General features: G+C 53.0%; 9 protein-coding genes. 7 read left to right on the top strand and 2 right to left on the bottom strand.

The genetic code is table 11. From position 1 onward, the window contains the following. The first annotated feature begins 161 nt into the window (after nt 1-161). Nucleotides 162-1,415, top strand: a complete 1,254-nt coding sequence (glyA, locus tag M2371_RS00180) for a serine hydroxymethyltransferase (RefSeq protein ID WP_034497731.1) — start codon at nt 162-164, stop codon at nt 1,413-1,415. A gap of 43 nt (nt 1,416-1,458) precedes the next feature. Here glyA and M2371_RS00185 read toward each other — a convergent pair whose 3' ends face one another. Continuing rightward, nucleotides 1,459-2,655 carry an ROK family protein gene (locus M2371_RS00185; RefSeq protein WP_259266595.1) on the bottom strand — a complete coding sequence of 399 codons (1,197 nt, stop codon included), beginning with the start codon at nt 2,653-2,655 and terminating at the stop codon, nt 1,459-1,461. 115 nt (nt 2,656-2,770) lie between these two features. Between M2371_RS00185 and M2371_RS00190 the strand changes: the two genes are divergently transcribed. The 4 genes from M2371_RS00190 to M2371_RS00205 all read left to right on the top strand — a co-directional run bounded on the left by M2371_RS00190 (nt 2,771) and on the right by M2371_RS00205 (nt 9,646). Continuing rightward, nucleotides 2,771-6,058 (top strand): DUF5107 domain-containing protein, encoded by a 3,288-nt coding sequence (locus tag M2371_RS00190; RefSeq protein WP_259266596.1) that lies wholly within the window; start codon nt 2,771-2,773, stop codon nt 6,056-6,058. 65 nt (nt 6,059-6,123) lie between these two features. Continuing rightward, complete coding sequence (locus tag M2371_RS00195) at nt 6,124-7,563, top strand: sugar porter family MFS transporter (protein WP_172893465.1); 1,440 nt, start codon at nt 6,124-6,126, stop codon at nt 7,561-7,563. 3 nt (nt 7,564-7,566) lie between these two features. Further along, nucleotides 7,567-8,409 carry an aldose 1-epimerase gene (locus tag M2371_RS00200; protein WP_259266597.1) on the top strand — a complete coding sequence of 281 codons (843 nt, stop codon included), beginning with the start codon at nt 7,567-7,569 and terminating at the stop codon, nt 8,407-8,409. A gap of 85 nt (nt 8,410-8,494) precedes the next feature. After that, nucleotides 8,495-9,646, top strand: a complete 1,152-nt coding sequence (locus M2371_RS00205; RefSeq protein ID WP_259266598.1) for a 3-phenylpropionate MFS transporter — start codon at nt 8,495-8,497, stop codon at nt 9,644-9,646. Here the strand turns inward: M2371_RS00205 and csiE are convergent. Beyond that, entirely contained in the window at nt 9,633-10,913 is a 1,281-nt protein-coding gene (gene csiE / locus M2371_RS00210; RefSeq protein ID WP_172893468.1) for a stationary phase inducible protein CsiE, read from the bottom strand. The genes M2371_RS00205 and csiE overlap by 14 nt on opposite strands. Before the next feature lie 138 nt (nt 10,914-11,051). Between csiE and M2371_RS00215 the strand changes: the two genes are divergently transcribed. Together M2371_RS00215 and M2371_RS00220 are read left to right on the top strand one after the other, a co-directional pair. After that, the gene (locus tag M2371_RS00215) at nt 11,052-11,687 is read left to right on the top strand and encodes a DUF1007 family protein (protein WP_259266599.1); all 636 of its coding nucleotides are present in this window, start codon (nt 11,052-11,054) and stop codon (nt 11,685-11,687) included. Next, entirely contained in the window at nt 11,678-12,661 is a 984-nt protein-coding gene (locus M2371_RS00220; protein WP_259266600.1) for a nickel/cobalt transporter, read from the top strand. The genes M2371_RS00215 and M2371_RS00220 overlap by 10 nt, the downstream gene beginning before the upstream one ends. Nucleotides 12,662-12,740: the final 79 nt, after the last annotated feature.

The raw sequence follows: 12,740 nt of genomic DNA on the forward strand, positions 1-12,740 counted from the left end.
TGCCTTCAAACCCTTGCAGGACGCCAAGCCAATCGTTTGCGTAAAAACCTATGTCAAGACCTATCACGCAACACTGTTTCGGTTTACACTGTTGCCCGTTGTATTTAAGGCGGCCAAAAAGCTGTTCAAATATTTACTGTTAGCTGAGTCTGGAGATGCGAATGTTAAAACGTGAAATGAACATTGCCGATTATGATGCCCAACTGTGGCAGGCTATGGAGCAAGAAAAAGTACGTCAGGAAGAGCACATTGAACTGATCGCCTCCGAAAACTACACCAGCCCGCGCGTGATGCAGGCTCAGGGTTCTCAGTTAACCAACAAATACGCAGAAGGCTACCCAGGCAAGCGTTACTACGGCGGCTGTGAATATGTCGACGTGGTTGAGCAACTGGCTATCGACCGTGCAAAAGAGCTGTTCGGCGCTGATTACGCTAACGTGCAGCCGCACTCCGGTTCACAGGCTAACTTTGCGGTATACACCACTTTGCTGGAACCAGGCGATACCGTTCTGGGTATGAACCTGGCACACGGCGGCCACCTGACTCACGGCTCCCCGGTTAACTTCTCCGGCAAGCTGTACAACATCGTTCCTTACGGCATCGATGAAACTGGTCACATTGATTACGCAGATCTGGAAAAACAAGCCAAAGAACACAAACCGAAAATGATCATCGGTGGTTTCTCTGCTTATTCCGGCGTCGTTGACTGGGCAAAAATGCGTGAAATCGCTGACATGGTCGATGCGAAGCTGTTCGTCGATATGGCGCACGTTGCAGGCCTGATTGCGGCTGGCGTTTATCCGAACCCGGTTCCACATGCTCACGTTGTGACTACCACAACACACAAAACGTTGGCAGGCCCACGCGGTGGTTTAATCCTCGCGAAAGGCGGCAGCGAAGAGCTGTACAAGAAACTGAACTCCGCGGTATTCCCAGGCGCGCAGGGCGGCCCACTGATGCACGTCATCGCGGGTAAAGCTGTGGCACTGAAAGAAGCCATGGAACCTGAGTTCAAAACTTACCAGCACCAGGTTGCTAAAAACGCGAAAGCGATGGTTGCTGTGTTCCTGGAACGTGGCTACAAAGTGGTTTCTGGCGGCACTGATAACCACCTGTTCTTGCTGGACCTGGTTGATAAAAACCTGACCGGTAAAGAAGCTGATGCAGCGCTGGGCCGTGCAAACATCACCGTGAACAAAAACAGCGTGCCAAACGATCCTAAGAGCCCGTTTGTGACTTCCGGTATCCGTATCGGTACGCCTGCTGTGACGCGCCGTGGCTTCACTGAAGCTGACGTCCGTGAACTGGCTGGCTGGATGTGTGATGTGTTGGATAGCATCAACGACGAAGCGGTTATCGAGCGCACTAAGCAGAAAGTTCTCGATATCTGCGCGCGCTTACCGGTGTACGCATAATCTGTTGAAGACCCCGGTTCGCCGGGGTTTTTTTATACCCAAATCACACCTGATTCAGCGACTCTTCAGCGTACAAATATCCCACTCCCATCACCTGTTGCGGTCGGCTCAATTGCCCGAAACTGATTTGTGTCGCATTTGCCTTGAGTGAATCGCCATGGTCAAACGGATTAAATCCAATTTGCTTGTCGATGGTCGCAAGCCAGCTTTCGCCAAACCCGCAGCTTCTGCCGTAGAACAAAATCTGATTGATATTCAAAATATTGAGGAAGTTGTACAGGCTTAACCCAATGGCGTTAGCGGCGTTTTCTACCCAACGGCAAACGTATTCATTACCTTCATGCCAGGCGGTAATTAACTGTGTTGAAGTAATAGATTCCGGGTCGAGCTTTGGTGAAATGGGTTGTGATTTTAGCCAGATGCGTGCCTGCTTTTTTAACGCCGTCAACGAGGCCACAGTTTCCAGGCAGCCGTAACGCCCGCAGTCACACGCCATGCCGTCGGGGTTCACAATCGTGTGGCCGATTTGCCCGCTGCCGTACAGGCTGCCGCGATAAATTTGCCCGTTAATCACAAATGAAGAACCGATACCGTAATCGACATTTATCACACAGAAATCCTGGCGATTCGCCGGATTCTGCCACTTCTCTGCCAGCGCCAGCATCACGCAGTCGTTATCCACCCTGACGGTTACACCGAGCTTTTCTTCCAGCAGATATTTGATTTCAACCGGTTCACGCCACGGCGCTTGCGGCATGGTTTGCGACACTCCCGTCACCGGATCGACTTGCCCGTGGATCCCGAGCGCCAGGTTAATTTTCTTTTTCGGCCAGCATTTGCGTTGCGTGCGCCAGATATTCTCGATAGCGGCGAGTAGTGCCTGTGGCGTAGCAGCATTAACCTGAATCCGTTCAAATTCCCCCTGCGGTGAAAGCTGTGCATCGCACAGCTGACTCTCAATGCTGGTGGGGGTGACATTCATGCAAAGAATGAAATCGCCATCGGGCGGGATTTGGTAACTGCCGCTGTTGATTCCACGGTTACTCAGATTTTCACTGGAATGGCTGAGCTTTCCGTCTACGACTAATTCATCAAGAATCTTGCTCACTGCGGGAATCGATAGCCCGGTGTACTGCGAAAACTGCGATTTACTGAGCCGCTTATGCTGCCACACCAGTTTCATCAACGTCTGGCGATTGAGTTGCCGCACGCGTTGGTTGTTCAGCCCTGAATCATACATTTCACTAAACTCCGTTAACTTTATTGTGTGAGCATTAAGCATTCTAAGGCGCAATGAGTTCTCTACACTGCAAACATAACGTATTTCACTGTTGTTTGTTTACTGGAGAATCGAAATGTACGGAGCCGTTAACGTCTGGCAAGAGACGATTGCGTTACCCACATGGACGACCGGTGCAGAAGACCCGAATCCGATGTTCCTCGAAAGTCGTGTTTACCAGGGGTCTTCCGGTGCGGTTTATCCCTACGGCGTGATCGACACCCTGAGCGGTGTGCGCGAAATGCGTGATTACAACGCTGTCTGGATAGAAAATGATTTTATCCGCGTGATGCTGCTGCCAGAACTGGGGGGCCGTATTCACCGCGCTTATGACAAAGTGATGGAGCGCGATTTCGTTTACTACAACGAAGTGGTGAAACCGGCGCTGGTGGGATTGGTCGGGCCGTGGATTTCCGGCGGTATCGAATTTAACTGGCCGCAGCACCATCGCCCAACCACTTTTATGCCTGTCGATGTGACTTTCCAGCAACATGACAACGGCGCACAAACTGTCTGGTTGGGTGAAGTGGAGCCGATGCGCGGCTTGCAAGTCATGACCGGGTTTACGCTCTACCCGGAAAAAGCGCTGATTGAAATCACCGGCAAAGTGTTCAACGGCAACGCCACGCCGCGCCATTTCCTGTGGTGGGCGAATCCGGCAGTCAAAGGCGGCGACGATCACCAAAGCGTATTCCCCCCTGATGTCACCGCGGTATTCGATCACGGCAAACGTGATGTTTCCGCCTTCCCGATTGCCCACGGCACCTACTACAAAGTCGACTATTCCGCAGGCGTGGATATCTCGCGCTACAAAAACATTCCGGTGCCAACGTCTTATATGGCGGATAAATCAGATTACGATTTTGTCGGGGCTTACCATCACGGCGAGCAGGGCGGTTTGCTGCATATTGCCGATCACCATGTTTCACCGGGCAAGAAACAATGGACGTGGGGAAACTGTGATTTCGGCCAGGCGTGGGATCGCAATTTAACGGATGAAAACGGCCCCTATATCGAGCTGATGACGGGGGTGTTCACCGATAACCAGCCTGATTTCACCTGGATTGCGCCTTACGAAGAAAAAATCTTCGTGCAGAATTTCCTGCCATACAGCCAATTGGGCACGCTGCAAAACGCCAACACTCAGGCGGCGGTGAAACTTGAGCGCCATAACGGTGAACTGCACCTCGGACTCTACGCCATCGCGCCGTTGCCAGACGTTACGTTAGAAATTGAATCAGCGGGTAGAACGTTGTGGAAAACCCCACTTTCCCTGCTACCCGCGCAGGCGTGGCAGGAAGCTATCAGCGACAGCTGGCCACAGCGCCTGACGCTGAATCTGCGTGACGCGCAGGGCAAACTTATTCTCAGCTACTGCGAGCATGTTGCGGAAGATCTACCGCTGCCGCAGCCTGCCAGTGTTCCGGCAAAACCACAGGACATCACCCATTGCGACGAGCTGTATTTCATCGGTCAGCATCTGGAGCAATATCTGCACGCCAGCCGCTCGGCGTTTGATTATTACCAACGAGCGCTGGCGCTGGACCCGGAGGATTACCGTTGTAACGTGGCATTAGGTCAGCTCGAGCTGAACCGGGGAAACTGGGCGCTTGCCGAACAGTACGCCGACGCCGCGCTGAAACGCGCGCATCGTCTGAACAAAAACCCGCAAAACGGTGACGCCAGCATGTTGCGTGGGGCGGCAAAAGAGAGGCAGGGCGACTGCGCCGGGGCGTTTGACGATTACTTTAAAGCGAGCTGGAGCGGCAATTGCCGTGATGCCGCATTTTACGCGCTTGCTCGCCTGGCGCTGCGCAAAGATGAAGCTGCGCAGGCGCTGGCATTTGTGAATCAAAGCCTGAAATTTAACGCCAGCAATAACCTGGCAATGGGGCTGAAAGCGCTAGCGCTTCATCAAACCGGCGCGTCACAAAAAGCACTGGGCTGGGTTGCGCAGCAGCTTGAAGAATACCCGCTCAGTTACGTTCTGCATTATGCCCGCTGGGTGATTACGCAAAGTGAAACTGACCGTGCTGAACTGCTGCGCGTGACCGGTAAGCGCGGTGTGAATGCCAGCGTTCTTGCGGGTTGGCTGGTGAGCCTGGGCCATGAAGCGCAGGCGCGGGAATTGCTGAGTGTGATGGATTCACAAGAAGCGATGCCGCTGTTGTGGCGTGCGGCACTGGAAACTGACCATGCACAGCAACATGCTTTTGTGCAGCAGGCGCAGGACAATTTTGCCCGTAAAGTTCGCTTCCCGAACACGCTGGACGAAGTGCAAATGCTGCAACGTCTGCCACATAATGGCTTCGCGCAATATCTGCTGGGATGTTTCTGGTACAGCAAACGTCGCTATGACGACGCGGTGGCATGTTGGCAATTCGCTGCTGAGCAGCTCCCGGAATTTGCTGCGGTTCAGCGGGTGTTGGGCATTCATGCCTGGAATAAAAAACACAATGCCGAACTGGCGGAACAGTATCTGCAACGCGCGGTTGCGCTGGAGCCGGGTAACGCCCGCTTCCTGTTTGAACTGGATTACCTGCAAAAACTCACCGGTCGCTCTACCGAACAACGCCTGGCGCATCTTGCGGCTCGCCGCGACGTGGTCCTTAAACGTGACGATCTGACCGCAGAATTACTCAGCCTGTGGAATATCCATGGAGAAACAGATGCCGCAGCGCAAGTTTTAGCGCAGCGTAAATTCCACCCGTGGGAGGGCGGCGAAGGCAAAGTCACCGGGCAGTATCTGATAAATCTTCAACGCAGGGCGCTGGCGTACATTGCCGATAAGCAGTTTGGAAAAGCAGAAGAGCTACTTCAGCAGGCGCTCAGTTACCCGGAAAACCTCGGCGAAGGACGTTTAGTTGGCCAGAGCGATAACGATATCTGGTATCTGCTGGGTTGGTGTGCGCAGCAAAGCCAACAACCAGAGCGTGCGCAGCATTGCTACGAACGTGCGCTGGAGGGCGGCTCCACGCTGGAAGCCGGGCGTTACTACAACGACCAGCCGGTTGATTACCTGTTCTACCAGGCCATGGCGTTGGTCCGTATCGGCGAAAAAGATCAGGCTGAGCTGCAGTTTCGCAACTTTATTGCCTGGGCTGATGCGCACTTTAACGATCTGTCTGAACCCGATTTCTTTGCTGTCTCCCTACCAGATTTAGTGGCGCTAGATGCCGATCGTCAGGCTGTGCATCACCAACACTGCCTGTTTGTCGCAGCCCTTGGGCATCTTGGATTGGGTGAGCACGCCGAATTTGAAGCAGCCTTGAAAGCCTTGTTGTCACAAAATCCGGCTCATGACAAAGCGCACTTGCTGCAACTGGCAGTGCATAACGGCGTATTTCCCCTGGTGTTGAAATAACAATAAACGGCGGGAGATAACTCCCGCTCCTCTGTATCTCTACAAGATTTAAACGAGGATTAACAATGAACACTGCACAGACACAATTACGCATGGGGTATGTCTGGACTATCTGTCTGGTGGCCGCCTGCGGAGGTTTGCTGTTTGGATATGACTGGGTGGTAATTGGTGGAGCGAAACCGTTCTACGAAGCCTACTTCTCAATAACCGATCCCGCACAATCTGGCTGGGCGATGAGTTCCGCGCTTGTCGGCTGTATTTTCGGGGCATTAATTTCCGGCTGGTGCGCAGACCGGTTCGGGCGCAAAACGCCGCTGATTATGTCGGCGATTTTGTTCACCGCCTCGGCCTGGGGCACAGCCATGGCCAGCAATTTCGACATGTTTGTGGTGTATCGCATTGTCGGTGGGGTAGGGATTGGCCTCGCATCAGCACTCAGTCCGATGTATATCGCAGAAGTCAGCCCGGCTGAAAAACGCGGTAAGTTTGTTGCCATCAACCAGTTAACGATTGTGATTGGCGTACTGGCAGCACAGCTTATCAACCTGGTGATTGCAGAACCGGTTGGCAGCGCGGCAACGATGCAGCAAATCACCGAAAGCTGGAACGGGCAGGTCGGCTGGCGCTGGATGTTTGGTGCTGAACTGGTTCCTGCGCTGGCATTTTTAGTGCTGATGTTCTTTGTACCGGAATCGCCACGCTGGCTGGCGCGTGCCGGTAAAAACGAACGCGCTCATCAGATGCTTAAACGTATCGGTAATCAAAAATATGCCGACGACACGCTGAACGATATTCTGCAAACGCTGAACAACGACACGCAAAAAGTCTCATGGAGTGCGCTGTGGCAGCCGCAAGTGAAGCCAATCATTATCATTGGGATGGTGTTGGCTGTGTTCCAGCAGTGGTGCGGCATTAACGTGATATTTAACTACGCGCAGGAAATCTTTGCCTCCGCAGGCTTTGATATCAACAGCACGCTGAAATCCATTGTTGCGACAGGTTTGATTAACCTGATCTTCACCCTCGCAGCGCTGCCGCTGGTGGATAAAATCGGCCGCCGCAAACTGATGCTGTTTGGTGCCGCCGGTCTGACCATCATCTATGCGCTAATCGGTGCGGCTTATGGGCTGGGCATTATGGGACTGCCAGTGTTGATTTTGGTTCTGGCGGCGATTGCGATTTACGCTCTGACGCTGGCCCCTGTCACCTGGGTTCTGCTGTCTGAGATTTTCCCAAACCGTGTGCGTGGCCTGGCGATGTCTTTAGGAACACTGGCGCTGTGGATAGCCTGTTTCTTACTGACGTATACCTTCCCGCTGTTGAACGCCAGTCTTGGCGCGGCGGGCAGCTTCCTGCTCTACGGCGTGATTTGTGCGGCAGGCTTTATCTATGTGCGCCGTTATGTGCCTGAAACGAAAGGTGTGAGTCTGGAAGCGCTGGAAAAACGTATGGCAGACCAATACGGTGCAGCGGCGAAAGCGCGTGCCGAAAGAACGGCCCATTAAGATATGGAAATGCTGTTACTTGAAAATGAACATTTACGTTTAACCGTCGCCCCGCAAGGGGCGGCAATTCGGAGCCTGGAGTCGCTCTCACATCAACAGCCGATACTTCACCCTGGCGATAAAGCGCTGTTCCCGATGTTGCCGCTGGCAAACCGCGTTGCCGGGAATCGTTTTCCGCTACACGGCGAGATAATCGAATTGCCAAAAAGTCCGGTGGATGAGCAATTCTTTCTACATGGCGATGGCTGGCTGAAAGCCTGGGAAGTAGAAAAGCATGATTCTTTGAATCTCGTGCTGACAATGGAAAGCCAGCACGACTGCGGATTTGATTATCAGGCTCGGCTCGCTTATCGACTGGAAGGGGCGCGGTTTATCGCCGAGTTGGAATTGTCTCATCGGGGAAGTAAGCCGATGGTTTATGGCCTGGGTTTCCATCCCTTTTTCCATCTCACACCTTCCACTCGCGTGCAGTTTGGCGCAACAGGGTTCTGGCCGGAAGGAGAGAACCACTTGCCGTTGGAATGGCAGAGTGAACTGACCGCGCAAACCGATTTCCTGCAACCGAAAACGCCGGATAACATGTGGTTGAACGTCGGCTATTCGGGCTGGAATGGCAGAGCGTTAATCGAAAATGACGAAATGCGTGTTCAACTGCGTTGCGCCACGCCGTATTTGATGGTTTTCCGCATGGAAGATGCACCGTTTATTTGCCTCGAACCACAAACTCATCCGGTGAACGCGCATAATATGGCGGGGCAACCGGGTTTGGTGTTGTTGCAAAACGAGCAATCAACGGCGATCAAAATGGAGATTACGGTTTTGTCTCGTGATGATAAAACTCCGTAATTATCACGTGTTATTAGTCTGTTAATGATTGCTTGCAAGCCAGCCTACGCTCGGACACACTAACGCCTCCAAAACGGGAGGGATCATGGTTTTGCATTCAACGCGCTGGCTGGCGCTCAGTTATTTTACCTACTTCTTTAGCTACGGGATTTTCTTACCTTTCTGGAGCGTCTGGCTCGCTGGAGTAGGCCTGCCGCCTGAAACCATCGGGTTATTATTAGGGGCTGGTTTAATCGCCCGTTTCCTCGGCAGCTTGTTACTTGCCCCTCGTGTTACCGACCCCTCCCGACTTGTCTTTGCCCTCAGAATCCTCGCCTTACTCACATTACTTTTTGCCGTCGCTTTTTGGTTCGGGCAAACCGCAACCTGGCTGTTGATAGTCATGGTCGGTTTTAACCTGTTCTTCTCGCCACTCGTGCCGCTGACTGACGCACTGGCTGGCACCTGGCAGCGACAAATCACCATGGATTACGGCCGAGTTCGCCTGTGGGGATCGCTGGCTTTTGTTATTGGCTCTGCCATGACGGGTAAACTGGTGAGTTTGTTTAGCTACCAGGCGATTCTGGTGCTGCTGAGTATTGGCGTCGCGTCGATGTTAATCGGCATGATGTTGCGTCCATCGGTGATGCCGCAGGGCGAAGCGAGACACAACGAAGGCGCGGGCTGGCAGGCGTGGAAGAAGCTGGTGTTGGGTTCATGGCGTTTTCTCGCATGCGTGACGTTGTTGCAAGGAGCACACGCGGCGTACTACGGGTTCAGCGCAATTTACTGGCAGGGCGCGGGGTATTCCGCCTCGGTTGTCGGGTATTTGTGGTCGCTGGGAGTGGTGGCAGAAATCGTGATTTTTGCGCTGAGCAACAAACTGTTCCGCAACTGGAGCGCGCGCGATTTGCTGCTGCTTTCTGGCGTGACGGGGATTTTGCGCTGGAGCCTGATGGCATACACCACCGATCTCCCGTGGCTGATTGCGGCGCAAATCCTGCATTGCGGCAGTTTCACCGTGTGCCATCTTGCGGCGATGCGCTATATCTCAGCGCGTGAAGGCAACGAAGTGATTCGCTTGCAGGCGGTCTATTCTGCGGTGGCGATGGGCGGCGGTATTGCGATTATGACCATGTTCTCCGGCTATCTTTACCAGCATATGCAGGGGGGGGTGTTCTGGATTATGGCGTTGGTCGCCGTTCCTGCGTTGTTGATTCGCCCACGCCCCATCGCGTATTGCGTTAACACTCAATAATTTTACGAATTTGCTGCTGCTGGTGTTCGCCCAGCGGCAGCTCCACGTGAATGAGCGGCGGAGAGTACAGCGGCAACGTAGTGGAATAGGGTGAAATCACCAGCACCACTTCTTTTGGCGCTCCCTCTTTTTGATAGCTGTGAATCGTCAAATGTTTGATATTGAGCGGCAGCAGCGTGAGTTCGCGTAGCTGTTGTTCAATAGTTTGCTCAAGCTCTAAATTATTGCCCGTTAGCAGCAATACTTGTTTCTCGTGCAGATCGTTTTCCTGCATTAACCACGCGCCGAAAATCACCGCGACCAAACCCACTTCTTCATCAGAAAAACGCATCTCAAAATGGCTTTCAAAATCGCTAAACGCTTCACGCGTGGTGCGCATCAGACGTGGATATAAACGCGTGATTTCTTCCGGCAGGCTGTTATCAATCCCGATTCCGAACTGGCAGCGGTCCAGCGCCTGAGCGAGATGAATATAGAGCTGATCGCTTAGTCCCTGTTCATCGCTAAACGACATTCCCGCTTGTTCACGAAACTGCGCAATCATGATGGCAATCGCGCCGCGTAGACGTAAATCTTGCTCATGGTTATCACGAATCGGATCGGGCATTCGCAGGAGCTGGAATAGCAGCGCGAGGAATAGCTGCTCGTTTTCATTGGCGGTTTGCAACACTCGCCGCTTCCAGTGGCGGGCAATCTCAAGGGCTGCCAGGTATTCCGGGCGAATTTGCGTCCATGCTCGCTGCTGCTCGGTGAATTCAGGAATAATTCCCGCATGATGCTGATGCAGACAATACTGCAAAAACAGCGTCAAAAACTGCACGTCACGGGAATCAAATTGCCGCTGCAAACGTCGCGCACACAGGCTTATCAGCGCCTGGAGGTTTTTTTCGTCATACAGCGCAGTCAGGATGCCCTGTTGTTTAAGTTGGGTTTTTAGTGCCGGAGTAAAATGCTGCTGCACAAAGTGTGGGCTTAGACGTAAAGCACGACGCAGCCAGTGCAATAAGCACAAGCGTCTGTTCAGAGGCGTGCCCTCAATCCGGTAGCTGCCGTCCTGTTGCGTGATGAGGCTCAGCCGGTGATAGCGCTGGATTTCATCGCCGGTGTCGGCTATATCTTGCAGGGCTTTGGCGTCATCGACCCCGTTGAGTCTGGCTAAGATCTCTGGGGTGACGGTTTGGCCCGGTAAGTAAAGCAACAAAAGCAGGTGGCAGCGACGCTGCGGACTGGAGAGTACAGATGGTGTTGGGGAAAGCAGTGTCATCATCCGCATAACCAAGTCAAAGTTAATTATTGCTAAGAGTAGCTAAAGCTTTTGCCGTACAGCTTAGGATTTGAGCTTTTTAATTACGGAATTCTGACTGGCTCACAGAATTTTAATCTTGAGAGAATAATGAGCAGGAAAATGTGTAACAGAATTGCGCTTTTTGCCTTGAGTACGGCGCTTTTTAGCCCGATGGCTTTGGCACACCCGCACAGCTTCATTACCCTGGTCACGACCGTGATGGCTGAAAATGACCGGCTCACCGGCCTGAAAATGCAGTGGACGATGGATGAAATTACTTCAGCCGATCTACTGTACGACGCAGGTAATGCGAAGCCGGATTCACCCGTGTGGAAGAAGCTGGCGGCTGAAGTGATGGCGAATGTTCTGGGGCAACATTACTTCACTGAGTTCTGGCATAACGGCCAAAAGGTGACGTTTAATAACTTGCCGCCGCAGTATGGACTCGCACGGGTTAGGCATCAGGCGGTGCTGACCTTTGTTTTACCGCTGGCGCATCCGCAGCCGCTAAAAGGCCAAACCTATCAGTTCGCCACCTTCGACCCGACCTATTTTGTTGATATGAGTTACGACCATAATAGCGATGCCAAACTGCCGGAAACATTAGCCAAACAATGCAAAATCTCAGTGAAAACGCCGAAGCCGACGGAAGACATGCAGGCGTTTGCACTCTCTTTAGATAAAGCCGACGCGCCGCCCGAAGATATGGAACTGGGTAAACAATTTGCTCAACAGGTGATCGTGCAATGTCAGTAATGCCTTCGACCAAACCGCAATCCCGCCGTTGGCTCCACATGTGGCCCCTGGCGTTTTTCCTTATTGTCTGCGCCGCTGCATTTTACAGCCTCTGGCATTACTGGCCGCAAATCATCCTGAATAGTGCGATGTGGCAGAAATCTATTAACCAACAAATGAGTGGGCTTTTGCGCGAGGTCGCCGAAAACCCGGCGCGCGCTGGTTGGTCTTTGCTGTCATTTAGTTTTGTCTACGGCGTGCTTCACGCGTTAGGGCCTGGACATGGAAAAGTAGTGATCACCACCTGGCTTGCCACGCACCCGTCGCGCCTGAAAAGCAGCCTCAAACTGACATTTGCCGCTTCTTTATTACAAGGACTGGTGGCGATTGGCTTAGTGACGTTGGTGCTGGGAATTCTGGCGCTCCCTTCGCGGCAATTGCATATGAGCAGTTTCTGGCTGGAGAAGGGGAGTTATTTGCTGGTGGGGATTTTAGGCTTGATGTTATGTGGCCGGGCTGTGGGCAAATTGCGCCGCATATTGCGTAAATCCACGCGTTTTACTTCTTTCACTCCGCACCACGTTCACCATGAAAAATGTGGCTGCGGTCATCAGCATTTGCCGACTGAACAACAGCTTGATGCTGGAGAAGACTGGCGCGCCCGGGCGATGATTGTGTTGTCGATGGGAATGCGCCCTTGTTCCGGAGCCATTATGGTGCTGTTGTTCAGCAAAGTGATCGGCGTGTATACGTGGGGAATTGCGTCGGCGTTGACGATGGCGGCAGGGACATCGCTCACTATTTCCGGCCTGGCATTATTGGTACACAGTTTCCGCAAGCTGGCGGTTCGCTTAAGCGGCAATAAAGCACCGGTTTTGTGGCGACAAGTGGCCTGGGCAACACTGGCATTTGCAGGTGGGGGAATGTTGGTATTAGCAGCGGGGGTGATGTGGCTGAGTGCTCAACCGGTCATGCGCGGGATTAGACCGTTTTAGTTCTTGATTAAAACAACCCTCACCCCGGCCCTCTCCCTGAGGGTTAGGGGGAAAACCGAACAGTCCCCTCTCCTGGGGA

Origin of the sequence: Buttiauxella sp. BIGb0471 (assembly GCF_024807715.1) — a bacterium.
In the GTDB taxonomy this organism is placed as follows: domain Bacteria; phylum Pseudomonadota; class Gammaproteobacteria; order Enterobacterales; family Enterobacteriaceae; genus Buttiauxella; species Buttiauxella agrestis.

Excerpts from the sequence above, each read along its gene's own strand:
- glyA (WP_034497731.1), top strand. The coding sequence starts at position 162 with ATGTTAAAACGTGAAATGAACATTGCCGATTATGATGCCCAACTGTGG.
- M2371_RS00185 (WP_259266595.1), bottom strand. The coding sequence starts at position 2,655 with ATGTATGATTCAGGGCTGAACAACCAACGCGTGCGGCAACTCAATCGC.
- M2371_RS00190 (WP_259266596.1), top strand. The coding sequence starts at position 2,771 with ATGTACGGAGCCGTTAACGTCTGGCAAGAGACGATTGCGTTACCCACA.
- M2371_RS00195 (WP_172893465.1), top strand. The coding sequence starts at position 6,124 with ATGAACACTGCACAGACACAATTACGCATGGGGTATGTCTGGACTATC.
- M2371_RS00200 (WP_259266597.1), top strand. The coding sequence starts at position 7,567 with ATGGAAATGCTGTTACTTGAAAATGAACATTTACGTTTAACCGTCGCC.
- M2371_RS00205 (WP_259266598.1), top strand. The coding sequence starts at position 8,495 with ATGGTTTTGCATTCAACGCGCTGGCTGGCGCTCAGTTATTTTACCTAC.
- csiE (WP_172893468.1), bottom strand. The coding sequence starts at position 10,913 with ATGATGACACTGCTTTCCCCAACACCATCTGTACTCTCCAGTCCGCAG.
- M2371_RS00215 (WP_259266599.1), top strand. The coding sequence starts at position 11,052 with ATGTGTAACAGAATTGCGCTTTTTGCCTTGAGTACGGCGCTTTTTAGC.
- M2371_RS00220 (WP_259266600.1), top strand. The coding sequence starts at position 11,678 with ATGTCAGTAATGCCTTCGACCAAACCGCAATCCCGCCGTTGGCTCCAC.